The organism is Bacillota bacterium (genome assembly GCA_029961055.1).
In the GTDB taxonomy this organism is placed as follows: Bacteria; Bacillota; Sulfobacillia; order JAIMAT01; family JAIMAT01; genus JAIMAT01.
Window position 1 is genome coordinate 162,001 of sequence record JASBVM010000023.1, and the last position, 23,227, is coordinate 185,227.

The window sequence follows — 23,227 nt, forward strand, 5'->3', positions numbered from 1 at the left end:
CACCGGGTAAACCTTGCGGCTTAGGTCCAGTAGGATTTCCCCGCCGTCCCCCCGCCGTCGCCGGCGAGGGGGTTTCCCATTAAGACGGCGTCACCGGGTCGCCCGCGGTGAGGCTGGATTGCCACTGAGCACGCACCCTAATCCCCGGCGCACCTCGTGCGAACAGCCTAGGGGTTTTCCCCGGCGGCTTCCGCATCCCCTTAGCCTCTTTTGCAGGCATGGTTTCGGACGGCGTGCCGCGCCGCCGCCCGGGCCCTGGGCGATCGGCCGGTGACCGCCTTCCACCGCTACCCACGCAAGGCAGGCTACGCTACAGGCGGTTCAGCCACCTGTAGGTTCTACCCGGCGCCGTGCCGGCGACCGGGCCTCCGCGGAGCTAGGGTCTGGTCCGCATGCCGTTGCGGGCAGCCCCAACTCCTTACTCCCAGTGACGACCCCCGACTGGGCGTCGAAAGCCGCCACCAGGAACTTCATCGATGTGCCCGACGGCGGATTTTTAGGCCCGCCTTCAAGGACAGGAAGCCGACTAGGATACTGCGCCACCTGCAAAACCCGCAAGTATGCCGGCTGCAAAGCCCAGTATACCATGAGACGGCCGCCGCTGCCGGCCTCAGCCCTGGCGATTCCGCACCAGTTCCACCAGGCGGCGCAGGCGCTCCGCCGCCTCGCCCCGGTACGCCTGGAGGGCGCCCAGCGCCTCGCCGGCCAGCCGGTCGGCCAGCCGGCGGGCCTCTTCGGCACCGGCCAGGGTGACGACGCTGGAGGGCTCGCCCTTGGCCGCATCCAGCAGGTCGTCCGTCACCTGGAAGAGAAGGCCGAGCTGGCGCGCGAAGCGGCCCAGCGCGCTTCCGGCCTCCGCCCGGCTCCCGGCCGCCAGCGCCCCCACCTGGACGCACGCCAGGAAGAGGGCGCCGGTCTTCATCGACTCCAGCTCCAGCAGCGCCTCCAGCGAACCCGGGCCCGCGGGCTCCAGGTCGAGCTGCTGGCCGCCCACCAGCCCGGCCGGACCCGCGGCCCGGGCGAGCGCCCGCATCATCTCCACCCGGGTGGCCGGCGGGAACGCGGCCTCGGCCAGCCAGGCGAAGGCCAGCGGCTGGAGCGCGTCACCGGCGAGGATGGCGGTCGCCTCGTCGAAGGCGCGATGGAGCGTCGGCCGGCCGCGGCGGAGGTCGTCGTCGTCCATGGCCGGCAGGTCGTCGTGGACGAGCGAGTAGGCGTGGACCAGCTCCAGGGCGCAGGCCGGCCCCAGCAGGGGGTCGCCCGCGTCGCGGCGGCCTGGAGCGCCGGCACCGCGGCCCGGGCCGGCGGGGGCGGGCGACTGGCTCCCGCCCTCCAGCAGGAGGTCGCGCACCCAGACGGCCAGGATCGGCCGGATCCGCTTGCCCGGGCCGAGCACCGCATAGCGGATGGCCTCGGCCAGCCGCCCGGGCGTCCCCTCCGCCTCCAGCCCGGCCAGGCGCCGCTGGAGCGCGGCGTCCACCCAGACCCGGTCGAGCTCCAGCGCCTCGCCGACGTCCAACCGGCCGCGGTGGCTCATGCCGGGACGCCGGTCGCCCCGCCGGCCGCTCCGCCCTCCGTGAACGGCTCGATGCGATAGCCGCCGGCGGTCTCGATCAGCTGCTCGATCCGTCCCTCCGCCTCGCGCAGACGCCGGTCGCAGAGGCTGCGGAGCCGCACCCCTTCCTCGTAGAGGCGCATCGCCTCCTCCAGGCGGAGGTCGCCTTCCTCCAGCCGGCGGACCGTCGCCTCCAGCCGCTCCAGCGCCTCCTCGAAGCCGAGCTGCTCGAGCGGGTCGGCGCCGGGCGCCGCCGCTGCGGTCCCGGGCCCCGCCGGCGCCGGGGGGGCGACGGGCGTCTCGCGGTTCTCGTCAGTCAACCTGTTCGGCCTCCTTTTCGACTTCGACCCGCTCCACCCGGGCGTGCAGCCGACCCCGGTGGAGGACGGCCTCCACCGCCTCGCCGGCCTCGACGCCCGCCGCGGCGCGCAGGACGGCGCCGTCGCGCTCCCGCCGCACGATGGCGTAGCCGCGGGCCAGCACCGCCAGGGGGTTGAGCGCCTCCAGCCGCGCGCCGGCGGAGACGACCCGCTCCCGGCGGTGCCGGAGGAGACCGGCCAGCGCCCGGTCCAGCCGTTCCCCCAGCTCATCCAGGCGCTGCGCCCGGTCGACCAGCAGGTAGCGGGGCGACCGCAGCACCCGGCTCCGGCCGAGGAAGTCGAGGCGTTTCCGCCGCTCGTCCAGGCGGCGGCGGAGGCCGCGGACCAGCCGTTGCGAAAGCTGCTCGAGGTGCGCCTCGAGCTGGGCGCGGGAGGGGACCACCTGCTCCGCCGCCGCCGACGGCGTGGCCGCGCGCAGGTCGGCGGCCGCGTCGGCCAGGGTGAAGTCCACCTCGTGGCCGATCGCGGAGACCACCGGGATGCGCGAGGCGGCGATGGCGCGGACGACGCGCTCGTCGTTGAAGGCCCAGAGCTCCTCCGCCGAACCGCCGCCGCGGCCGACGATGAGCACGTCGGTCAACGCCACGCGGTTGGCGAGTTCGATCGCGTGGACGATGGCGGGCGGGGCTTCCTCGCCCTGGACGGGCGTCGGGAAGAGGAGGAGCGCCATGCCGGGGAAGCGCTGGCGGCTGACGCGGACGATGTCGCGGATGGCCGCCCCCGTGGGCGAGGTGACGACGCCGATGCGGCGGGGCAGGACGGGCAGCGGGCGCTTCCTGGCGGGGTCGAAGAGCCCCTCCGCCTCCAGGCGGCGCTTGAGCGCCTCCAGCTGGCGGAAGAGCTCGCCCGGGCCGCCCGCCTCCTCCAGCGAGCGGACGTAGAGCTGGAGGTCGCCCCCGCGCTCGTAGAAGCCGACGTCGCCGCGCGCGCGGACCAGCATCCCGTCCGCGGGCTGGAAGGCGAGGCGGTTCCTCCGGTCGCGGAACATCACGCAGCGGATCTGCGCCGTCGCGTCCTTCAGGGTGAAGTAGGCGTGGCCGGAGGAGTGGTCCTTCCAGTTGGAGATCTCCCCGAGGACGCGCAGGTCCTGGAGCTCGGGCTCCGCCTCGACGAAGAGCCGGAGCCGCCGGGCCAGCTCGCCGACGCTCAGGTCGCGGTCGGCGGCCTCGAAGAGCGCCATCTGCTCGAGGCTCACGCGCTTCCTCCCCCCGCCGCCGCCTCGGCCAGGGCGACCACGTTCTCCATCAGCATGGCCGTGGTCAGCGGGCCGACGCCGCCGGGGACGGGCGTCATGGCCGAGGCCCGCTCGGCCGCGGCGGGCTCGACGTCGCCGCGCACCCGGCCTTCCACGTAGGTGGTGCCCACGTCGATGACCACGGCGCCGGGCCGGACCCAGTCGGCCTTGACCAGCCCCGGCCGGCCGGCGGCCGCCACCAGGATCTCCGCCTCGGCCACGGCCCGGGCCAGGTCGCGCGTCTGCGAATGCGCCATGCGCACGGTGGCGTCGGCCTGCTGGAGAAGGAGCGCCACCGGCAGTCCCACCGTCCGCGAGCGGCCGATCACCAGCGCCTCGCGCCCCGCGACCGGGGTGGCGTCGCGGACCAGGTGGAGGACGGCCCGGGCCGTGGCGGGGACGACCCGCGGGCGGCGCGCCGCCAGGAGGCCCAGGTGGAGCGGATGGAGCCCGTCGGCGTCCTTGGCCGGATCGAGCGCCAGCGTCGCTTCCAGCGGATCGATGCCGGGCGGCAGCGGCCACCCCAGGAGGACGGCGTCCACCGCCGGGTCGCCCGAGAGGCGGTCCAGCTCCCGGCGGAGCGCCTCCGGGTCGGGTTCGGGCAGCACGCGCTCCTCCCAGAGGAGGCCGGCCCGGGCGGCGACCCGTCTCTGCTGGCGGACGTAGGCCAGCGTGCTCGCATCCGGCGCCACCTCCAGGGCGACGGCGCGGGGGGCTCGCCCGCGCCGCTCGGCCAGCGCCTGGACCCGCTGGCGGAGCCGGTCCAGGAGCCCCTCCGCCGGCCCCTTCCCCTCGAGCGGTTGCGCGCTCACCGGGAGCCGCCCCCCTGCCCGCCGGCCGAGCCGGCCGAGCCGGGCGAACCGGATGAACCTGGCGGAGCGGGGGCGGCGGCGCCGGCGCGGTCGGGGGCCGGAGCGCCGGGGGATGGGGGTGACGGGGCGGCTTCCTCCGGGACGAGGCTTCCCAGGATGCCGTTGACGAAGCGGGGGGAGTTCTCGTCAGCGCCGAAGCTCTTGGCCAGCTCCACCGCCTCGTCGATGGCCACCGGCTCGGGGACGTCGCCGGCGAAGCGGAGCTCGAAGACCGCCAGGCGGAGGATGGCCCGGTCGACGGCGGCCAGCCGGTCGAGCGACCAGCCGCGGGCGCGGCTGCCGATCAGCCGGTCGATGTCGCGCAAGTGCTCGGTGACGCCCGCCACCCGGGCCCGGGCGAACGCCACCGTCTCCGCGTCGGCGCCCGCCTCCTCGGCCAGGTAGTCGAGCAGGTTCGGCTGCCGGATGCCGGTGACGTCGCGCTGGTAGAGCACCTGGACGGCCAGCTCGCGCCCCTGGTGGCGGTTCACTTCGGCTCCTTCTCCTCCGGCGCCCGCGCCTCGGCGCGCGGGCCGCGGTCGGAGCCGAAGTCGATCCCCTGGACGTGGACGTTGACGCGCTCCACCTCCAGGCCGGTCATCGCCTCCACCGCCCGCTTGACCGCCTGCTGGACGGCCATCGCCACGTCGGGGATGCGGGCGCCGTAGCGGACGATGACGTAGAGGTCGATCACGCAGCGCCGGTCGCGCAGGGTGACGCGGACGCCCTTGCCGAAGCTGCGGCCGCGCAGCGCCTCGCTCAGCCCGCTGGCCAGGCCGCCGCTCATGCCGGCCAGCCCCGGCACCTCGGAGGCGGCGATGCCCGCGATGATGCCGACCACTTCGTCCGAGATGTGGATCCCTTCGCCGATGGTCTCGCGGGAAACCTCCCGGCCTTCCGCCATGCTGCCACCCTCTCGCCCAGCGTCCTGGCCCGCCCCTGCCGGCGGAGAGCCCGCCCGGCGGGCCGGCGGTAGGCTGATTATACCGCACGCCCAGGCGCCGCCCCGGCCGGCGCGCCCGGCCTGGCCCGGCCCCGCCGGGAGCCGGCGCCCGAGGCTCAGGAGCCGGCTCCCGGGGCCGGGTAGGTCAGGATCCGGATCCGGTCGTAGCCGAGGCCCGTCACCTGCGCCACCACATCGCCGATGGCGGCGGCCTGGGCGCGGGTGAGCGGCCGCTCGGAGGCGACGATCACCTCCGCCGCCCGGGGGAAGACGTAGACCAGGGCGTCCCGGAAGCCCCTGGCCTTGACCAGCGCCTCCGCCTCCGACTCCTCCGTCGCCGCCTGGCTGAGCGCCACCAGCTCCTGCCGGGCCTGGTCGCGCCCCTGGGCGCTGGCGTTGGGGTCGTCGGCCAGCGTCTGGAGGAGGTCGATCTGCCGCGAGCGGTCGCGGTCGCGGCTGAGGCGGGCGTCCGACCAGAACGCTTCCTGGGCGGAGGAGGCGGGCGACCCCGGCGAACCGCTCCGCGAGCCCCCGGAGGAGGCCGCTCCGCCCTGCCCGCCCGCCCCGCGGGCGGCGGGAGGCAGCGCCGCCCGCGGCGAGAGAGCCGGCTCGCTGGCGCCGGCGCGCTCTCCGGCGGTCGACTGGACGAGCCGCCCCACCTGGCGAGGCTGGCTCCACTGCCACTGGATGTAGGCCAGGATCCCCGCCACGATCAGAAGGAAGACGGCCATGCGCAGGGCCGCCCCGCGGTCGATGGTCCGCACGTGCACCTCTGCCACCTCCTGCCGGACTTCGTCCCGGGCCCCGCCGGCCGGCTCGCTCACGGGTCGCCCGCCACCACCGCCACGCGGTAGAGCGGGACGCCCAGGAGCGTCTGGACCGCCCGCGCCAGCTCGTCGCGCACGACGGGGTCGCCGGCACCGCTGGCCACCACCAGCACGCCCCGCACCCGGGGCTCGTCGACGGCCTGGACGGGCGCGCTGCCGCCCGCGGCGGAGGCGGGCAGCGTCAGCTGCCGGTCGGTCTGGCTCTCCTGCCGTCGCCCCCCGCTGGAGTCGGTCTCCTGGGTGGTCGACGTCTGCGAGTGCTCCTCCATCACGTAGAGGTTCCGGGGGCCGCTCTCCAGCGTCACCTGGACGCGGACGCGCCCCGCGCCGCGGACCGTCTCCAGCGTGGCACCCAGCCGGTCGGCCAGCACCTGGGCGGCGGCTTCGGGATCGGCAGGAAGCGGCCCACCCCCGCCCCCGCCGCTCCCGGTCCCCCCGTCCGGGGTGCCGGCCGCGGGCCTCCCCGTCGCCGGCGCCCCGGACGGTCCGGCGCCCAGGCCGTTGCCGATGATGAGCAGGATCAAGCCCAGGCCCACCACCAGGATCGCGGCCTGGAGCCAGCGGTAGCTCTCGCCGCCGAGCCCGAACCGCTCCCGCAGTGCCGCCTGCCACCTCTCCCAGAGCCCCTGCCGAGCCTGCCGCTCGCCGTCACGGCGCCGCATCGGCTTCCTCCCTCCCGGCCGCCATCGCCACCTCCACCCGCTCCGGCGCAAGTCCCAGCGCCCGGGCGACCGCCTGCCGGACCGCCGCGGCCAGCCGCTGCTCCGCCGCGCCGGACGGCGGGCGCGCCGGCCCGGCGGGGGTGCCCTCCCCGGGGGAGGGCGCCGGGGCCGGCGAGGAGCCGACCCGGATGGTCGGCACGCGGACCGGCGCGACAGGCTGGACCCGGACGGCGCTCGCGCCGCCCCCCCACCGCCCGGCCGCGGCGGGGGGCCCGCCCTGTCCACTTCTACTCGTCCGCCCCGCGGGCAAGACCACCACCCGCGCGGACTCCAGCTGGCCGAAGGAGGGGGAGGCGGGGTCGGAGACGGCGCGGAGGCGGACGCGGGCGTCGGCGACGCCGGGGACGGAGCGGGCCGCGGAGGCGGCCACTTCCTCCAGGCGGCCCAGGTAGAGGGTGAGCACTTCCTGGCCGGTGAGGCGGACCAGCCGCCGGGCCTGGTCCGAGGCGGCGGGACCGGAGGGAAGGGCGCCGGGATGGCTCGCGGCGGTGAGGGCCTCGCCGGCCGCCTGCTGCAGGAGTCGCGAGAGCCCCTGGGGGCCGGAGCCGGCCAGCGCCAGCACCGGCTTCATCAGCACGGCCAGCAGGAGAAGGCCCAGCACCAGGCGACCGTAGCGGCGGAAGCGGCCGCGCGGCAGCGCCAGGTCGACCACCAGCGCCAGGAGCGACGCCATCACCACCTGCTGGACCCACGAAGTCAGCGCTTGCACCAGGCCGTCCATCGGTCCACCTCACCGGAAGAGGAGCGAAAGATTGGCCGACCCCAGGAGGATGCCGAGCCCGAGGATGGCGGCCAGCGCGGCGGTGCCGGCGGCGACGGCGAACCAGACGGCGCTGGTGGCCAGGTGGCCCAGGATGCCGGGCAGCGCGCCCGCCCCCCAGGGCTCGATCACCGCCTGGCCGAAGCGGAGGGCGAGGCTGACCGCGACCAGCTTGAGGATGGGGAGCGCCGCCACCAGGAAGACGCCGGCCATGCCCACGAGGCCCAGGCCGTTCCGCAGCAGGAGCGCCGAGGTGAGCACCAGCTCGACGGCGTCGGAGAACATGCCGCCCACCACCGGGATGAAGGCCTTGGCCGAGAACTTGGCCGCCCGCAGCGCGGCGCCGTCGGCGACCGCGCCGCCGATCCCCTGGACGCTGACCACGCCCAGGAAGAGCGCGAAGATCAGCCCCAGCGCCAGCACCGCAAGCTCGCGCAGGAAGCCGGCGAAGCCGGTCAGCTGGAAGCGCTCGCCCATCCGCCCCACCATGCCCACCACCGCGGAGAGGAAGAGGAGCGGCAGGACCAGCCGGTCCAGGACGTCCGCCAGCAGGGTGACCACGAAGAGGAGGGCCGGATGGGCCAGCGTCGCCGTGGCCACGTTGGCCGTCCCCACCAGGAGCGCCATCAGCACCGGCAGGAGCGCCAGCAGCCAGTCGTGGACGTCCTGGACCATGGAGCGGACCGTCTGCATGAGCAGGGTGAGCTGGGCGGCGGCGATCAGGAAGAGGACCAGGTGGACGGCGAGCTGCGCCAGGTCCGCCACCTCCTCCCCTCCCCCCACCCGGAGCTGCTGGAGGACGGCGGCCAGCGCCCCCAGGAGGAGGAGCTGCAGGAGGAGGCCGGTCGCGGTCACCACCTCCCGGCCCAGCGAGCTCAGGAGCCAGCGGGCCACGTCGGCCGGCTGCCAGGGAAGGCCGCCGCCGCTCAGCACCTGGCGGAGGGCGGAGCCGTCCAGGCGGGGCGCCGACGGCCCCGCCCTCCGTTCCGCCTCCGCCAGGAGCCGTTCCACGCGCGTCAGGTCCAGCGCCTGCTGCTGCTCCTGGACCAGCCGTCCGATCTCCTGGCGGGCGGGGTCGGAGCCTGCCGGCGCGGGCGGCGCCGGCACGCCGGGGGCGGAGGCCCGCAGCGGCGCGCCGAGCCAGAGCAGGGCCGCCAGCGCCAGGGGCACGGCAAGGAGCCGGCGCCGAGCCGGGGAGCGGAACCCGCCTCCGGGTCGGGCGGAGCGCGGTCGGGGCCGCTGGAACAAGGGCTCACCTCCCGGCACGGTACGGGCCGAGGTCAGATCCTGGCGAGGAGGCCGAGGACGGCCTGGACCACGGAGCGGAGGATGGGCACCGCCAGCACCAGCACCAGGATCTGGCCGGCCAGCTCGATGCGCGAGGCGACGGCCGACTCGCCGGCGTCGCGCGCCACGTCCGCCGTCAGCTGGACCAGGTAGGCGATGGCGATCACCCGGAGCAGGACGCCGACGAAGGCCAGGTTCACCTGAGAGCGGGCGGCCAGCTCGCTGATCAGGCCCACCACCTGGCCCAGGTAGGGGAGCACCACCAGGAGCAGGAGGATCCCCGCGCCCAGGCTGAGGAGCGTGGCCACCGCGCTCTGCTGGTGGCGGAGCACGCCCAGCAGGACGACCACGGTCACGCCGATTCCCACAACTTGGAAGAGGGTCATGGGCCACCCGTCCCGTCCCGCTCAGATCTGGAAGATGGCGCGGACGGTCTGGAAGAGGTCGGCGATCATGCGCACCACCAGCCAGAGCACCACCACCACGCCGCCCAGGGAGACCAGCCAGGCGAACTCCTTCCTGTCGGCTTGGGTGAGGACGCTGACGATCACGGCGATCAGGATGCCGATGCCGGCGATCTGCCAGACGAGCTGCACGTTGGGGACCATGCCGCCACCTCCGCCCTTCCGGAGTCCGCCGCCGCTTCCGGGCCTTCCGCCCCCTGCGCCGTTCAGAGCGCCACGACGGCCAGCAGGAGCCCGCCGAAGAAGCCGAGCGAGCGCCACATCCGCGCCGTCCGCTCCGCCTCGCCGCGCAGCGCCGCCTCCCGCGCCCCCAGCTCCGTGGCGCAGTGCTCCAGGTGGCGGAGTTGGTCCTCGCGATGGCTCAACCCCAGGGCCGGGGCCAGCCGCCGGAGAGGCGCCAGGTCGGCGGCGCCCAGGCCCCTCTCCTCGCCCAGCGCCGCCACCGCCCGCTCCCAGATGGGGCCGAGCGGCTGGTCGGGTGCCGCCGCCATCTCCCGGGAGACCCGGCGGAAGAGGAGACCCGCGCTGCCCGGGGCGCTCCCCCCCAGGTCGGCGAGCACCTCGGGCAAGGGCCGGGCGGCGTAGTCGACCTGGCTCATGAGCAGGCGCAGGCCGGCCTGCAGCTCCGCCAGCTCCCGAGGGCGCCGGTGGACGCTCCAGGCCAGCAGCTGGCCGGTCAGGGTGGAGCCGCCCACCACCAGCGCGAAGCCGGCCGCCTGCAGGAGGAGGCTCACGGCAGGAGTCGCCGTCCCTCGGCCGAGGAGACCGCCAGCTCCGTCCAGCGGTCGCTCAGCCTCCGCCCGCCGGCCTCCCGGACGGCGCGGAGGCCGAAGCGCCCGCCGCGCCGCTCCAGCTCGATCACCCGCTGAAAGAAGCGCCCTTCCAGAAGGGGGGCGAGGAGGCGGCGCTGGCGCGCTTCCTCCCAGGAGGCGGCATGGGCCGAGCTCCAGACCGCCACGCCGCTGCGCGCGGCCTCCGCCAGCGCCCGCGCGTCCTCCGGCCGGCCCAGCTCGTCGCAGACGAGGAGTTCGGGGTTGAGCGCGCGCAGGGCGATGGCGAAGGCCTCGGCCTTGGGCCCGCCCTCGATCACGTCGGTGGCGGCGCCCACCGCCAGGGTGGGCTGCGAGCCGGAGAGGGCGGCGATCTCGAAGCGTTCGTCGACCAGGACCGTGCGGAAGGGACGGCCGCCGGGGAAGGGTGTCTCGCCGTCGCCCGCCGCCCGGCTCAGGTCCCGCAGGAGGGTGGTCTTGCCGCTGCCGGGCGGGCCCAGGAGGAGCGCCGACAGCGGTCGCCCCGCCTCCAGCAGCCAGGGGAGGAGCGGCCGGGCCACGCCGGGCGCCTCGTGGGCGACGCGCAGGCTGATCGAGGAGACCTCGCGCACCGTGCGGATGTGGCCGCCCTCGCTGTCCAGCCGGCCGGCCAGCCCGGCCCGGTGGCCGCCGGGCAGGGTGACGAACCCCTGGCGCAGCTCCTCCTGCCAGGCGTAGAGCGAGTGGCCGGTGATCAGCTCCAGGCTCCGCCGCACTTCCTCGCCGCGGACGGGCCGGCCCCGGGCCGCGGGAACCGGACGGCCGCCGCCCTCCAGGAAGAGCGTCTCGCCCCCCACCACCAGCGCCAGCGGCCGCCCGGCACGGAGCCGGACCTCCTCCCAGGGAGGCGGAACCCGCAGCAGGGCGGCCTCCAGCGTGCCCCTCAGCTCCTGGGGCAGGAAGCGGAGGATCTGTCGCTCCCCGCCCCCGGCCTCCTCCGCTCCGCTCCACACCCGCGCCATCCGGGACGTGCCTCCCCGATGTCCATGGATATGGGCGGGCGGAAGCGGGTATGCGCCCGGCTGCCCGGCGGCGGACCGGCCCGGGGCAGGGGGGCGCCCCGGAGGCCGGAACCGAAAAGGAGGGGCTCGGCCGGATCCTCTCCGGTCCGGCCGAGCCCCCGCGCTCGCGACATGCCGGGACCCCGCTTCTCAGGTCCGCTCTTCGGGTACCAGGGTGACGGCTCCGTTCCGCTCCGTGCCACCCCGCTCGCGGCGGCCGGCATGCATCCGCGCCCGGCCCCCGAGGCGCTCGCCGCGCTCCTCCCCGGAGCGGCCCGTGCGTCTCTCGCGGCGCTCGCCGCGCTCCATCCGCACCTTCTCGCCGCAGTTGGGGCAGATCAGCTCCACCCGCCCCTCCTCGTCGGCGAAGTCGGACGGCTGGAACTCCAGCACCAGGCCGCAGTTGGGGCACTCCACCGACGCCGTCGCTTGCTCGCCCGCGCGCTCCTCGGCCATGCCGCCATCCCGGGGACGGCCCTCGGCCGAGCCGGTGTCCGTCCCCTCCTCCCCGGCGGACTGCCAGAACTCGTTCTCCACCTGGGCGAGGTCCTCGTCGACGCTCTGCACGTACTCGTCCAGCTCGGAGGCGTCCTCCCGGAGCGCCTCCAGTTCCTCGGCCAAGCCGTCCAGAACGTCGAGGATGCCGCGCATCAGCTCCCCCGTCTGGCCGTCCATCCGCTCCAGCCCGTTGGCCAGGCCGTGGAGGTAGGCGATGCGACCCTGCAGCTCCTCCATGACGCTCATCCACCCCCTCGCTCCGCGCTCTCGGCGCTAGTATCCCCGTCCGAGGTGGCACAGCGGCCTGCGAGGGGGCGGCCAATTGCTCCTAAGCCATCCGGACCCGGCCAACTCCGGCAAAGCCGGTGCAACCGGGCGGAAGACGCCGGACGGCGGGACCGCGGATCTCAGGCGCGGCCGATGTACTCGCCGGTCCGGGTGTCGATGCGGAGGACGTCGCCGGTCTCGATGAAGAGCGGCACGCGCACCGAGACGCCGGTCTCCAGCTTCGCGCTCTTGGTGGCGTTGGAGGCGGTGTCGCCGCGGACGCCCGGCTCGGTCTCCACCACCCGGAGCTCCACCACGTTGGGCATGTGGACGCCGAGCACGCGCCCCTCGTGCAGCACCAGGTCGACCGGCATGTTCTCCTTCAGGAAGCGGACCTGCTCCCCGAACATCTCCCGAGGCACCGGGAACTGCTCGAACGTCTCGTTGTCCATGATGAAGTAGGTGTCGCCGCTCGGGTAGAGATACTGCCCCGGCCGGCGCTCCACGATCGCCTGCTCCACCTTGACGCCGGCGTTGAAGGTCCGCTCGTAGAGCGCCCCGGTGGAGAGGTTGCGCAGCGTCGCCCGGACGAAGGCCGGACCCTTGCCCGGCTTGACGTGCTGCGACTCCACCACCTCGTGGATCTGGCCGTCCAGGACGATGAAGACGCCGGAATGGAAATCGTTGGTCGAGATCATGGCACCTCTCCCTCGCCGAGCCCGCTCCCCGGCCGGTGCGGCCGCCGGGCCGCGCCGGCCGCCGGCCGGCTCCGCCCGTCCGAGCGCCGGGGGCCGGGTCCCGGGTCCTAAAGGATGCGAAGCTCCTTCGGGCTGGAGCAGAGATTCCGGCATCCGTCCTCGGTCACCACCACGGTGTCCTCGATGCGGACGCCTCCCCACCCCGGCCGGTAGATGCCCGGCTCCACGGTGACCACCATGCCCGGCTCCAGGAGGTCCTCGCTCCCGGAGGCCAGGCGCGGCGCCTCATGGACGTCCAGGCCGACCCCGTGGCCGAGACTGTGGCCGAAGGCGGGGCCGAAGCCCTCCGCGGCGATCAGCTGGCGCGCCACCGCGTCGACGTCGCCCCCGCGGACGCCCGCGCGGACCGCCGCCAGGCCCGCCGCCTGCGCCTGGCGGACGATCTCGTAGATCCGCCGCTGCTCCTCGTCCGCGCGGCCGACGGCCACCGTCCGGGTGATGTCGGCGGCATACCCCCGCCAGCTGGCGCCGAAGTCGATGGTGACCAGGTCGCCCGCCTCCACGCGCCGCTCCGAGGCGTACCCGTGCGGGAGCGCGCCGCGCGGGCCCGATGCGACGATGAACTCGAAGGCGACCCCCTCCGCGCCGCGCCTCCGCATGGCGAACTCCAGGGCGAGGGCGAACTCCGCCTCGCGGACGCCCGGCTTGAGCAGGGGGAGCGTCTCCTCCAGCGCTTCCTCGGAGATCCGGCAGGCGGTGGCGACCGCCTCCACCTCCTCCGGCTCCTTGACACGCCGAAGCTCCTCCACCAGGTCCTGGTCGGGGAGCACCTCCAGGCCCTCCCAGCGCCGGCGGAGCTCCTCGCCGGCCGCCCAGGAGAGGTCGCCCGCCTCGAAGCCGACGCGCCGGACCGACTCCTCCTCGAGGATGCGCCGCCCGACCGCCAGCATGTCCTCCTCCGGCCCCTGGCCGTGCCGGTGGACCTCGAAGTCCGGTGCCGCCTGGCGCGCCGCCTCCACGTACCGGAAGTCGGTGATCAGGCAACTCCGGTCGCGGGTGATCAGCAGCGCCCCCGCCGAGGAACGGAAACCGCTCAGATAATAGCGATTCGGGCCCCGCGTGATCCAGAACGCCTCGTACCCGCGGCGCGCCATCGCCTCGCGCAGCCGTGCCACCCGTCTCTCCATCTCTCAGCCTCCCGCTCCGCTGTCTCCGGCCCCCGGCGAAGGCGCCCCGGCGCCTCAGAGCTGGAGCAGCGAGAAGACCGGCGCGTCGAGGCGCCGGCGCCCGCGCAGCTCGCTCAGCTCCACCAGATAGCAGAAGCCGGCCACCTCTCCGCCCAGCTCGCCGATCAGCCGGGCCGCCGCCGCGCTGGTGCCGCCGGTGGCCAGCAGGTCGTCCACCACCAGCAGCCGGTCGCCCGGCCGGACCGCGTCCTCGTGCACCTCCAGCGCCGCCTGCCCGTACTCCAGCTCGAAGTCGACGCGACGGACGCGGGCCGGGAGCTTGCCCGGCTTCCGCAGCGGCACGAAGGGCAGGTCCAGCGCCAGCGCCAGGGGCACCGCGAAGAGGAAGCCCCGCGACTCGATCCCCGCCACCGCCCCCAGCGGCTGGTCGCGGTAGTGGTCGGCCATGCGGCGGACCACCGCGCGCATCGCCGCCGGGTCGTGCAGGAGCGGCGTGATGTCCCGGAAGAGGACGCCGGGGACCGGGAAGTCGGGGATCTCGCGGATCAGGGAGCGGATCTCCGGCGTTCCCGGGCCCTCGCCGCGGGCTTCCTGGGGATCGGCGGCCGGTTCGCTGCGGGTCATCCAGCCTCTTCCTCCTCCACGGTCGCCCCCTCGTAGGGGAGCGGGAAACGCCGGCAGAGGGCCAGCACCTCGCGATGGATCGACTCGAGGTAGGCCGTCTCCTCCCGCCGCCGCAGGGCGCTCACGATCCACTCGCCGATCCGGCGCATCTCCTCCGGGCCCATGCCCCGGGTGGTCAGGGCCGGCGTGCCCAGCCGGATGCCCGAGGTGACCGTGGGCTTGGCGGTGTCGAAGGGGATGACGTTCTTGTTGACCGTGATGCCGACGCGCGCCAGGATATCCTCCGCCTCCCTGCCGGTCAAGCCGAGCGCCCCCACCTTGGCCAGCATCAGGTGGTTGTCGGTGCCGCCGGAGACCAGGGGCAGCCCGTGCTCCTGGAGCGTCTCGGCGAGCACCCGGGCGTTCTCCACCACCCGCTCCTGGTACCGCCGGAACGAGGGCTGGAGCGCCTCCCCGAAGCAGACCGCCTTGGCCGCGATGACGTGTTCCAGGGGGCCGCCCTGGATGCCGGGGAAGACGGCGTGGTCGACGGCGCGCGCCTCGGCGCCGGTGGTCAGGATGAAGCCCGAGCGCGGCCCGCGCAGCGTCTTGTGGGTGGTGGAGGTGACGTACTCGGCGTGGCCCACCGGCGTCGGGTGGAGCCCCGCCGCCACCAGCCCGGCGATGTGGGCCATGTCCACCATCAGCTTGGCGCCGACGGCACGGGCGATCTCGGCGAACCGGGCGAAGTCGATGGTCCTGGGGTAGGCGCTCGCCCCCGCCACGATCAGCTTGGGCCGGGTCTCCTCGGCCAGGCGGGCGACCTCGTCGTAGTCGATGCGCTCGCTCTCGCGGTCGACGCCGTAGGCGACGAAGCGGTACCAGCGGCCCGAGAAGTTGACCGGGCTCCCGTGGGTCAGGTGACCGCCGTGGTTGAGGTTCATGCCCAGCACCGTGTCGCCCGGTTCCAGCGCCGCGTAGTAGACGGCCATGTTCGCCTGGGCTCCGGAGTGGGGCTGGACGTTGGCGTGCTCGGCGCCGAAGAGTCGCTCGGCCCGCTCCTGCGCCAGCCGCTCCACCTGGTCGACCACCTCGCAGCCGCCGTAGTAGCGGTGCCCGGGCGTCCCCTCGGCGTACTTGTTGGTCAGGCAGCTGCCCATCGCCTCCAGGACCGCCGGACTGGTGAAGTTCTCCGAGGCGATCAGCTCCAGCCCCGCGCCCTGGCGGCGCGCCTCGGCGCGAATCAGCCGCGCCACCTCGGGGTCGGTCCGCTCCAGCTCCCTCATCGTCGACAAGCTCGTGGACACGCCCTCACCTCTCCCCTCCGGCTCACTCTTGCGCCGTCTCCCCGGGCCGGGCGGAGCCCGGCCGCCAGCGGAGCACCGGGTGACGCGCCGCCGTCACCTCGTCCAGCCTCCGCACGGGCGTGGTGAAGGGAGCCTGGCGAAGCTTCTCCGGCTCCTCGTGCGCCTCGCGGACGATCGCCTCCAGCGCCTCCGCATAGGCGTCCAGGGTGGCCAGGCTCTCCGTCTCGGTCGGCTCGATCATCAGCGCTTCCTCCACGATCAGGGGGAAGTAGACGGTGCCGGGATGGAAGCCGTAGTCGAGCAGCCGCTTGGCCACGTCCAGGACGCGGATCCCCGTCTCCCGCTTCAGCCCTGCCCCGGAGAGGACGAACTCGTGCTTGCAGCTCCGGTCGTAGGGCAGGTCGAAGCTGCGGGCCAGGCGTCGCATCAGGTAGTTGGCGTTGAGGACGGAGCTCTCCGCCACCTGCCGGAGGCCCTCCGCGCCCAGCGTCAGGATGTAGGCATAGGCGCGGACGGCGACGGCGAAGTTCCCCCAGAAGGCCTGCACCTTGCCGACGCTCCCCGGACCCGGGCGGTCGAGCCCCTCGGGATCGCCCCAGTCGAGGCGGTAGCGGTCGCCCTCCCGGACCACCAGGGGCCGCGGCAGGAAGCGCTCCAGCCCCGCCACGACGCCCACGGGGCCCGAGCCGGGGCCGCCGCCCCCGTGCGGGCCGGAGAAGGTCTTGTGCAGGTTGAGGTGGACGATGTCGAAGCCCATGTCGCCCGGCCGGGCGAGGCCCAGGATGGCGTTCAGGTTGGCGCCGTCGTAGTAGAGGAGGGCGCCCGCCTCGTGCACCCTGCGAGCGATCTCCAGCGTCCGCTCGTCGAAGAGGCCGAGCGTGTTCGGATTGGTCAGCATCAGGGCGGCCACGTCCGGCCCGAGCACGCGGTCGAGGTCCTCGACGTCGATGCCGCCGCGGGCGTCGGAGCGGACCTCCACCACCTGGTAGCCGGCCATGGCGGCGCTGGCCGGGTTGGTCCCGTGGGCGGAGTCGGGGACGATCACCCGCGTCCGCTCCTCGCCCCGGCTCTCGTGGTAGGCGCGGACGATGGAGAGGCCGGTGAACTCGCCCTGGGCGCCGGCCACCGGCTGGAGCGAGAAGCGGGCCATGCCGGTGATCTCCGCCAGCGCCGCCTCCAGCCGCGCCATCAGCTCCAGGGCCCCCTGCGCGCCCGCCTCGGGCGTCAGCGGGTGGAGGTCGCGGAAACCGGGCAGCGCCGCCATCGCGTCGTTCCGCTTCGGGTTGTACTTCATGGTGCAGGAGCCGAGCGGGTAGAAGCCGTTGTCGATGGCGTAGTTCATCTCGGAGAGGCGGGTGTAGTGGCGGACCACCTCCGGCTCGGTCACCTCGGGCAGGAGGGGCGGGCTCTTCCGCAGGAGTCCCTCGGGAAGGCCGGGCAGTTCTCCGCCTGCGGCCTCTTCCGCGTCCGGCACGTCCAGCGGCGGCAGCTCGGCCCCCTGGTGGCCCGGGCCGCCCAGCTCGTAGATGAGCGGCTCGCTCATGCCGCCAGCACCTCCTTCAGGGCGGCGACGTAACCGTCCAGCTCGGCCCGGCTCCGCTTCTCGGTCACGGCCACCAGGAGCCGTCGCTCCCATCCGGGGCGGACACGGCCGAGCGGGAAGCCGGCCAGGAAGCCCTTCTCCAGCATGGCGCCCACCACGCCCTCGGCCTCGCGCTCGAACTCCACCACGAACTCGTCGAAGAAGGGGCCGCCCAGGGGCAGGCGGACGCCGGGCAGCCCCGCCAGCTCGCCGGCCAGGTAGCGCGCCTTGAGCGCCGACTGCCGCGCCACCTCGCGGAGCCCCGCCGGACCCAGGGTGGCCAGGTAGATGCTGGCGGCCAGCGCCACCAGCGCCTCGTTGGTGCAGACGTTGGAGGTGGCGCGCTCGCGGCGGATGTGCTGCTCCCGCGCCTGGAGCGTCAGGACGTAGCCGACGCGGCCGTCCACGTCCCGGGTCTGCCCCGCGATCCGGCCGGGCATGCGCCGGACGAACCGCTCGCGCGCGGCCAGGAAGCCCAGGTAGGGCCCGCCGAACTGGAGGTGGCTCCCCAGCGGCTGCCCCTCGCCCACCGCGATGTCGGCGCCCAGCTCGCCCGGCGACGCCAGCAGGCCGAGCGCGACCGGGTCGACGACCAGGATGGCCAGCGCCCCGCGGGCGTGGGCCGCCTCGATCAGCGGCCGCGGATCCTCGATCAGCCCGAGGAAGTTGGGCTGCTGGACGACCACGGCCGCCACGCCGTCGTCCACCCTCTCCGTCGCGCCTGCGGCGATCCGTCCCCCCGCCTCCGGCAGGGTCTCCAGGCGGAGGCGCGGCCCGCGCGCGTAGACTTCGGCCACCTCGCGGTAGAAGGGGTGCAGCGTCGCCGGCAGGAGGAAGCGCTCCCTCCCGGTGACGTTGGCCGCCATGAGGAGCGCCTCGCCCAGGGCGCTGGCGCCGTCGTAGAGCGAGGCGTTGGCCACCTCCAGGCCGGTCAGGCCGCAGATCATGGACTGGTACTCGAAGATGGACTGGAGGGTCCCCTGGCTGACCTCCGGCTGGTAGGGGGTATAGGCGGTGAGGAACTCGCCCCGGCTGACCAGGCTGTCGACCACCGCCGGCACCCAGCGGTCGTAGGCGCCCGCCCGGGATGTAGCTCATGCCCCGCCCTCCGCCTCGACCAGCGCCCGGTAGCCGTCCGCGTCCAGAAGCGCCTCCGCCTCGGACGGATCGTCCGGCTCCAGCCGGACCATCCACCCCTCCCCGTACGGCTCCTGGTTCACCTTCTCCGGACTGTCGCTCAGCGCGCCGTTCACCTCCAGCACGGTGCCGGAGAGGGGGCTGTACACGTCGGAGACCGACTTGACCGACTCGACCACGCCCAGGGACTCGCCCGCCTTCAGGTGGCGGCCCACCTCCGGCAGCTCGACGTAGACCACGTCTCCCAGCTGGGACTGCGCGTAGTCGGTGACGCCGATGCGCGCCTTGCCGCCCTCCTCGAGCCGGACCCACTCGTGCTCGCGGCTGTAGCGCAAATCCTGCGGAACCTCCACGCCCCTAGCCTCCTCACCGCGCCGCCTTGGGGCGGCGGTAGAATGGCAGCTTGACGACCTCGGCCTCCACGGGGCGCCCGCGGATGACCACCTGGAAGTGTTCGCCCGGGGCGGGCGCTTCGCCTTCGATCAGGGCGAGCGCCAGGTTGGCCTCCAGCGTCGGCGCGTAGGAGCCGCTGGTGACCACGCCGGCCTTCCGCCCGTCGCGCAGGACCTCGTAGCCGTGCCGCGCGACGCCCCGCTCCACCATGCGGAGCCCCACCAGGTGGCGGCGGAGGCCCTGCCGGCTGGCCCGCAGCAGCGCCTCGCGCCCCAGGAAGTCTTCCTTCTCCAGCTTGACGAAGCGCTGGAGGCGCGCCTCCAGCGGGTTGACCCCCTCGTTCAGCTCCTGGCCGTAGAGCGGCAGGCAGGCCTCGAAGCGGAGGGTGTCGCGGGCGCCGAGCCCCGCCGGCACCAGCCCGCGGCCCCGGCCCGCCTCCAGGAGCGCCCGCGCCAGCCGCTCGATCCGGCCGGCGTCGGCGTAGAGCTCGAAGCCGTCCTCGCCGGTGTAGCCGGTGCGGGAGACCAGCGCGCTCACCCCGGCGACGGTGACGCCGTCGAGGAAGCGGTAGCTCCCGACGGAGTGGACCGGCGCCTCGGTCAGCTCCTCCAGGATCGCCTCCGCCTCCGGCCCCTGGAGCGCGACCTGCCCCCAGCGGCCGGTCTCGTCCTCCACCTCCGCCTCGAACCGCTCCGCCAGCCGGCGCAGGTGGAGAAAGTCCTTCCCGGTGTTGGCCGCGTTGACCACCACCAGGAAGGAACCCTCCCCCCTCCGGTAGATGACCGCGTCGTCGATCACGCCCCCGTCGGCGTTGCAGAACGGGGTGTAGACCGCCTGGCCGACCTCCGCCCCGGCCAGGCGGTTGGTGGCCGCGTAGTCGAGGAGCTCGGCCGCCTGGCGGCCCCGGACGGCGATCTTGCCCATGTGCGAGACGTCGAAGAGGCCGGCGGCGCGGCGGACCGCCCGGTGCTCCTCCACGATGCCGGCGAACTGGATGGGGAGCGACCAGCCGGCGAACTCGCCCATCCGGCCTCCCAGCTCCCGCTCCCATTCCCAGAGCGGCGTGCGGTGCAGGCCGTCCGGCCCGGTCCGGCCGTTGACCGCCTCCTCGTTTCCGTTCGGCGCTGGCTCCACGTCCCATTCCCCCGCTCCTCGGGCAGGCGGCGCCGGCGTGGGAGGCACGCGGCGCCGCCTCGTCCCGGACGGTTGGCAACCCGCGCCTATCATAGCCGATGAGCGGCGGGCCGTTCGGCGCGGTGCGCCCCGGTACGCCCGGGCGCCCGCCTTCACCAGGGGCGGGCGGCTGCCCCCGCGGGGGGAAGGTGTCGCCCGAACCAGAGCCGCGTCCGGTACCAGGCGTCCTCGGCCGCCCGGGCGGAGAAGCTGGGCCGCTGGTCGCAGAAGAAGCCGTGCTCCGCCTCCGGGTAGAAGTAGATGGCGTGGGCGACGCCCGCTTCCTCCAGCACCTGGTCGATGCGGCGGACGTGCGCCTCGGGGATGGAGCGGTCGCGGCCGCCGAAGAAGCCGATCAGGGGTGGCATCTCGCGGGGGAGGCCCGCCGGGCCCGACTCCGGCAGCAGGCCCGGGACGATGCCGCCGCCGTAGTAGACGGCGGCGACCCGCAGGCGGCCCGGCCGCCGGCTGGCGAGAAGCCAGGTGAGGCGGCCGCCCATGCAGTAGCCGACCGCGCCCAGGCGCTCCGCGTCCACCTCCGGTTGCGCGGCCAGGAAGTCGAGCGCCGTCTCCAGGTCGGCGAGGACCGCTTCCTCGGTGAGGCGCGCCATCAGGGGGCGGGCGGAGGCGAAGTCGTCGTAGCCCAGTCGGAGCCAGCGCCCGTCCCGCCAGTAGAGGTCGGGTGAGACCACCGCGTAGCCCAGCCGCGCGAAGCGGAGGCAGACGTCGCGGATGTGGTCGTTGACGCCGAAGGCCTCCTGGATGACGAGGAGGCCGGGGGCCTTGCCCCCGCCGCCCGCGTCCGACGGGGCGGGCGGGACGTACCAGACCGGAAGCGGCGTGCCCTCCGGCGCACCCGGCCTGCGGGGCGCCTCGGTCTCCCGCCCCGAGACCTGAGGTTCCACGATCATGCTCTCCACCTCCCTGTTGAGTGCATTCTCGGTGGGCTCCGGCAGCGCGTCGAGCACCGGGCCGAAATCGACGGCGACCACCGCCTTCTCGCGCCACGTGATAGGCTGGTCGACGTCGGAGGACCTCCGATTCGAGTACGTGGAGGGGCCTTCTATTTTCTACGACTACAACCGCCGTCGTCGGCGGCACCCGACGCTCGGCTACATGACTCCGGAGGCGTTCGAAGGGGGGTGCCAAGGGGCGGATGGTGATGCCGAGTGCTTTCATGACCGGATTCGGGTTCGGCTTCGTGGTGGCCGCCCAGGTCGGCCCGATCTGGCTCCTATGCGCCCGTAGCGTCCTGCGCGGCGGGTTTGCGGTCGGCGTGGCCATCGGGGCCGGCGCCGCCCTGGTGGATCTGCTCTACGCAGCTCTCGGAGCAGCCGGTGCCGCCCAGGCTCTGCTCATCCCGCCGCTGCGAATGGCGCTGGGGCTATTGGGGGCCGCCGTGCTCATCTACCTCGGGGCGAAGAGCTTGTGGTCGGCTTTCCGGGTCCGAGCGGGTTTAGAAGCCGCCGAGGAAGTCTCTTCCCCGAGAGCGGCGTTTCGCACGGCTCTCGTGGCCACCGCTTCGAACCCCTTGACCATCGCTTCCTGGGCGGCGATTTTCACTGCGGCGTCGACGGCCAAGGTGGCCGGGTCTCCGATAGGTCTGATCGTGGGTGTCGGTCTGGGGTCCTTCTCGTGGTTCTTTGTCCTGTCAACCGTCGCGTCGCTCATCCGCCGCCGTATTCCCGAGAGCGGCTTGCGGATCGTGGACGGTCTGTCGGGTCTCGGCCTCGTCGGGTTCGGCTTGATACTCGGTGGAAGGAGTCTGGAGAATCGCTGAAGCCGGCATCCACGGTGTTGGCGGTAGAGCATCCGGAGGTCGTCCAGCCGCTGCGTCCCCAGACCACCCATTCCGCCTGCCGCCGCTCCTTCCGCCAGGCGACCGTGTTCGGAGAGGGGCGCCTCCGCCCCTGAAGACCCGCAGGGCCGAGCCGACGTCCCGCTCGGCCGCCCGTGCAGGTAGAACGCCAGCTATCCGAGACGTCTCGCATGCGCCGCGCGATCAGCGGCAGGATGCGGCACTCGAACCGCTCAAAGGGGGTGTAAATGCCGAGAGCGGTCCCCTCCTCTGAGAGCAACCGGCGTCCCCAAACCACCCGCGCCGTGCCCGGGTACGGATCCCGCGGAGCGGTGTTCCGAGTGCCGCATCCTTGCCGCTGATCGCGCGGCGCATGCGAGACTGCCGAGGGCGGCGGCCGGCCGTCGCAGCCGGGACCGGTCAGTTGCCGCCCCCGGTCCCGGCGGACGGATCATCCCAGAAACCGGGCCGCTCCATCACGCTCGCATCCCCCTGGACCCGGATGGGCACCTCCCGGCCCGCCAGGAAGAAGCTGTGGGCCCGGACCCGGATGCGCACGCTGACGGTGGGGTCCCGCAGGAGCCTGCCGCTCCAGGGGTGACGCCGCGGGGCGCCCGCGTCCGCGTTGATGGCGAGGCTCTCCAGGTCATAGCGGTCGCCGGCGAGAGCCTCCCGGGCGTTGGCGTCGGCGACCGCCCGCGCCGCGGCCTCGGCCTCCCAGGTGCGAAGCCGGCGCTCTCCCTCCGCCAGCCGCTCGAGATCGAGCTCCTGGACGCCCGCCAGAGCGCCCAGGTCCGCCGCGCTCTGGGCGAGGGAGTGGAGGACGAAGAAGCGGCCGACGTCGGCGACCAGCGCCAGGACGAGGAGGAAGGCGGGGAGCGCCAGCACGAACCAGGCGCTGACCGCCCCCCGCTCTCCCCGGCGGCGGGGCGACCGGCGGGCCGGCCCCAGGCGGTGCCGATTCACCAGGGCTCACCTGCCCGGTCACCCAGCCGCTCGCTCCGGCTGATGGTCTCGCTCTTCAGCGGAAGGCTGCCCCGCCCGGCGATCCGCGTCAGCGGGTGGTGAAGCTGCCTCTCCGTCTCCACCCGGACGTGGACCAGCGTCCCGTAGGTGGCGTGGCGCGGCCAGATCTCGATGCGGGCGCGGGCGGGGTCCAGACCACCCGCCTCCAGCTGCTCCCGGACGACCTGGTAGGCGCCGGGAGAGGCCCCGCCGTCGATCGCCGCCCGCCGGCCGCCGGTCCGCGCCGCCTCGGCCACCACCAGCTGGGCGTTGAGCACCGCGCCGAAGTCGACGATGGCCACCAGGAGGACGACCAGGAGCGCGAGCACCAGCGTGAACTCCACGGTCGCCTGGCCGCGCTCTCCCCCTCCCCCGCCGTGCGCCCGCCCGGCGGGCCGGTTCACTGCGCGTTGACGATGGTGTCGGTCAGGTCCGCGATCCGGTCGCGGAGCGCCGTTCCGAGCGTGCTCAGCGCGGTGATCAGCACCACGACCACGAGGGCGAGCAAAAGCGCGTACTCCGCCGTCGACACGCCCCTCTGGTCGCCCGCGCCGGCTCGGTCGCGCTCCCGCCAGCGGCCCGCCGCCCGCCAGAGCCGGTGGTAGGCCCGCACCTGGACCGCTCGTGCCGCCTCGGCCACGCGCTCCACCCGACCACGGAAGATCTGCATGAGAACCGACCTCCTCGCGCCATCCGGCGCCGGATCTGCCGCCTGGAAGGCCTGGCGGGGGTCCTCCCGCAAAGAT

General features: G+C 74.5%; 27 protein-coding genes and 1 pseudogene. 1 reads left to right on the forward strand and 27 read right to left on the reverse strand.

All coding sequences use genetic code 11. From position 1 onward, the window contains the following. Positions 1–610 precede the first annotated feature (610 nt). The 24 genes and pseudogenes from QJR14_07470 to QJR14_07585 all read right to left on the reverse strand — a co-directional run bounded on the left by QJR14_07470 (position 611) and on the right by QJR14_07585 (position 20,670). Positions 611–1,537: a polyprenyl synthetase family protein gene (locus tag QJR14_07470; protein ID MDI3317438.1), complete on the reverse strand. Its 927-nt coding sequence runs from the start codon at positions 1,535–1,537 to the stop codon at positions 611–613. Further along, positions 1,534–1,875 carry an exodeoxyribonuclease VII small subunit gene (gene xseB, locus QJR14_07475; GenBank protein MDI3317439.1) on the reverse strand — a complete coding sequence of 114 codons (342 nt, stop codon included), beginning with the start codon at positions 1,873–1,875 and terminating at the stop codon, positions 1,534–1,536. Before xseB ends, QJR14_07470 begins: the two co-directional genes overlap by 4 nt. Continuing rightward, positions 1,868–3,130, reverse strand: a complete 1,263-nt coding sequence (xseA, locus tag QJR14_07480) for an exodeoxyribonuclease VII large subunit (protein MDI3317440.1) — start codon at positions 3,128–3,130, stop codon at positions 1,868–1,870. Before xseA ends, xseB begins: the two co-directional genes overlap by 8 nt. After that, a complete protein-coding gene (locus QJR14_07485) occupies positions 3,127–3,981 on the reverse strand; it encodes a bifunctional 5,10-methylenetetrahydrofolate dehydrogenase/5,10-methenyltetrahydrofolate cyclohydrolase (GenBank protein ID MDI3317441.1) in 855 nt (284 codons plus the stop codon). Before QJR14_07485 ends, xseA begins: the two co-directional genes overlap by 4 nt. Then, positions 3,978–4,511 carry a transcription antitermination factor NusB gene (gene nusB / locus QJR14_07490; GenBank protein MDI3317442.1) on the reverse strand — a complete coding sequence of 178 codons (534 nt, stop codon included), beginning with the start codon at positions 4,509–4,511 and terminating at the stop codon, positions 3,978–3,980. The genes QJR14_07485 and nusB overlap by 4 nt, the downstream gene beginning before the upstream one ends. After that, positions 4,508–4,924 carry an Asp23/Gls24 family envelope stress response protein gene (locus QJR14_07495; protein ID MDI3317443.1) on the reverse strand — a complete coding sequence of 139 codons (417 nt, stop codon included), beginning with the start codon at positions 4,922–4,924 and terminating at the stop codon, positions 4,508–4,510. Before QJR14_07495 ends, nusB begins: the two co-directional genes overlap by 4 nt. A gap of 155 nt (positions 4,925–5,079) precedes the next feature. Continuing rightward, positions 5,080–5,742 (reverse strand): SpoIIIAH-like family protein, encoded by a 663-nt coding sequence (locus tag QJR14_07500; GenBank protein ID MDI3317444.1) that lies wholly within the window; start codon positions 5,740–5,742, stop codon positions 5,080–5,082. Between the two features lie 41 nt (positions 5,743–5,783). Next, positions 5,784–6,452, reverse strand: coding sequence for a stage III sporulation protein AG (locus QJR14_07505; GenBank protein ID MDI3317445.1), 669 nt, complete (start codon positions 6,450–6,452; stop codon positions 5,784–5,786). Then, a complete protein-coding gene (locus QJR14_07510) occupies positions 6,439–7,233 on the reverse strand; it encodes a stage III sporulation protein AF (GenBank protein MDI3317446.1) in 795 nt (264 codons plus the stop codon). The genes QJR14_07505 and QJR14_07510 overlap by 14 nt, the downstream gene beginning before the upstream one ends. Before the next feature lie 9 nt (positions 7,234–7,242). Next, the gene (locus QJR14_07515; GenBank protein MDI3317447.1) at positions 7,243–8,520 is read right to left on the reverse strand and encodes a stage III sporulation protein AE; all 1,278 of its coding nucleotides are present in this window, start codon (positions 8,518–8,520) and stop codon (positions 7,243–7,245) included. Between the two features lie 32 nt (positions 8,521–8,552). Further along, positions 8,553–8,945 carry a stage III sporulation protein AD gene (gene spoIIIAD / locus QJR14_07520; GenBank protein ID MDI3317448.1) on the reverse strand — a complete coding sequence of 131 codons (393 nt, stop codon included), beginning with the start codon at positions 8,943–8,945 and terminating at the stop codon, positions 8,553–8,555. Positions 8,946–8,966: 21 nt separating this feature from the next. Then, positions 8,967–9,167: a stage III sporulation protein AC gene (spoIIIAC, locus tag QJR14_07525; protein MDI3317449.1), complete on the reverse strand. Its 201-nt coding sequence runs from the start codon at positions 9,165–9,167 to the stop codon at positions 8,967–8,969. A 62-nt stretch (positions 9,168–9,229) separates the two neighbouring features. Continuing rightward, a complete protein-coding gene (locus QJR14_07530) occupies positions 9,230–9,757 on the reverse strand; it encodes a stage III sporulation protein AB (GenBank protein MDI3317450.1) in 528 nt (175 codons plus the stop codon). Next, the gene (locus QJR14_07535; GenBank protein MDI3317451.1) at positions 9,754–10,794 is read right to left on the reverse strand and encodes a stage III sporulation protein AA; all 1,041 of its coding nucleotides are present in this window, start codon (positions 10,792–10,794) and stop codon (positions 9,754–9,756) included. The genes QJR14_07530 and QJR14_07535 overlap by 4 nt, the downstream gene beginning before the upstream one ends. 189 nt (positions 10,795–10,983) lie before the next feature. Further along, on the reverse strand, positions 10,984–11,577 hold the full coding sequence (locus QJR14_07540) for a hypothetical protein (protein MDI3317452.1): 594 nt from the start codon (positions 11,575–11,577) through the stop codon (positions 10,984–10,986). 161 nt (positions 11,578–11,738) lie between these two features. Beyond that, positions 11,739–12,296, reverse strand: coding sequence for an elongation factor P (gene efp, locus QJR14_07545; GenBank protein ID MDI3317453.1), 558 nt, complete (start codon positions 12,294–12,296; stop codon positions 11,739–11,741). A gap of 107 nt (positions 12,297–12,403) precedes the next feature. Next, a complete protein-coding gene (locus QJR14_07550) occupies positions 12,404–13,483 on the reverse strand; it encodes a Xaa-Pro peptidase family protein (protein ID MDI3317454.1) in 1,080 nt (359 codons plus the stop codon). Between the two features lie 54 nt (positions 13,484–13,537). Beyond that, the gene (locus tag QJR14_07555) at positions 13,538–14,107 is read right to left on the reverse strand and encodes an adenine phosphoribosyltransferase (GenBank protein MDI3317455.1); all 570 of its coding nucleotides are present in this window, start codon (positions 14,105–14,107) and stop codon (positions 13,538–13,540) included. Then, the gene (gene glyA / locus QJR14_07560; GenBank protein MDI3317456.1) at positions 14,104–15,372 is read right to left on the reverse strand and encodes a serine hydroxymethyltransferase; all 1,269 of its coding nucleotides are present in this window, start codon (positions 15,370–15,372) and stop codon (positions 14,104–14,106) included. The genes QJR14_07555 and glyA overlap by 4 nt, the downstream gene beginning before the upstream one ends. A 43-nt stretch (positions 15,373–15,415) precedes the next feature. Further along, on the reverse strand, positions 15,416–16,936 hold the full coding sequence (gene gcvPB, locus QJR14_07565; protein MDI3317457.1) for an aminomethyl-transferring glycine dehydrogenase subunit GcvPB: 1,521 nt from the start codon (positions 16,934–16,936) through the stop codon (positions 15,416–15,418). Further along, a pseudogene (gcvPA, locus tag QJR14_07570) lies at positions 16,933–18,045 on the reverse strand (aminomethyl-transferring glycine dehydrogenase subunit GcvPA). Before gcvPA ends, gcvPB begins: the two are co-directional and overlap by 4 nt. Positions 18,046–18,069: 24 nt before the next feature. After that, on the reverse strand, positions 18,070–18,465 hold the full coding sequence (gene gcvH / locus QJR14_07575) for a glycine cleavage system protein GcvH (protein ID MDI3317458.1): 396 nt from the start codon (positions 18,463–18,465) through the stop codon (positions 18,070–18,072). Between the two features lie 13 nt (positions 18,466–18,478). Further along, on the reverse strand, positions 18,479–19,579 hold the full coding sequence (gene gcvT / locus QJR14_07580) for a glycine cleavage system aminomethyltransferase GcvT (GenBank protein MDI3317459.1): 1,101 nt from the start codon (positions 19,577–19,579) through the stop codon (positions 18,479–18,481). A 212-nt stretch (positions 19,580–19,791) separates the two neighbouring features. Further along, positions 19,792–20,670 (reverse strand): dienelactone hydrolase family protein, encoded by an 879-nt coding sequence (locus QJR14_07585; protein ID MDI3317460.1) that lies wholly within the window; start codon positions 20,668–20,670, stop codon positions 19,792–19,794. 170 nt (positions 20,671–20,840) lie between these two features. On the opposite strand from QJR14_07585, the gene QJR14_07590 reads away from it, so the two are divergent. After that, on the forward strand, positions 20,841–21,458 hold the full coding sequence (locus tag QJR14_07590) for a LysE family transporter (GenBank protein ID MDI3317461.1): 618 nt from the start codon (positions 20,841–20,843) through the stop codon (positions 21,456–21,458). Between the two features lie 438 nt (positions 21,459–21,896). Here QJR14_07590 and QJR14_07595 read toward each other — a convergent pair whose 3' ends face one another. Genes QJR14_07595 through QJR14_07605 form a run of 3 tightly spaced genes read right to left on the reverse strand, consistent with a single transcriptional unit; the run spans position 21,897 to position 23,151 of the window. Continuing rightward, the gene (locus QJR14_07595; GenBank protein MDI3317462.1) at positions 21,897–22,442 is read right to left on the reverse strand and encodes a pilus assembly protein; all 546 of its coding nucleotides are present in this window, start codon (positions 22,440–22,442) and stop codon (positions 21,897–21,899) included. Continuing rightward, complete coding sequence (locus QJR14_07600) at positions 22,439–22,885, reverse strand: TadE/TadG family type IV pilus assembly protein (GenBank protein ID MDI3317463.1); 447 nt, start codon at positions 22,883–22,885, stop codon at positions 22,439–22,441. The genes QJR14_07595 and QJR14_07600 overlap by 4 nt, the downstream gene beginning before the upstream one ends. Next, positions 22,882–23,151, reverse strand: coding sequence for a Flp family type IVb pilin (locus QJR14_07605; protein MDI3317464.1), 270 nt, complete (start codon positions 23,149–23,151; stop codon positions 22,882–22,884). The genes QJR14_07600 and QJR14_07605 overlap by 4 nt, the downstream gene beginning before the upstream one ends. Positions 23,152–23,227 lie beyond the last annotated feature (76 nt).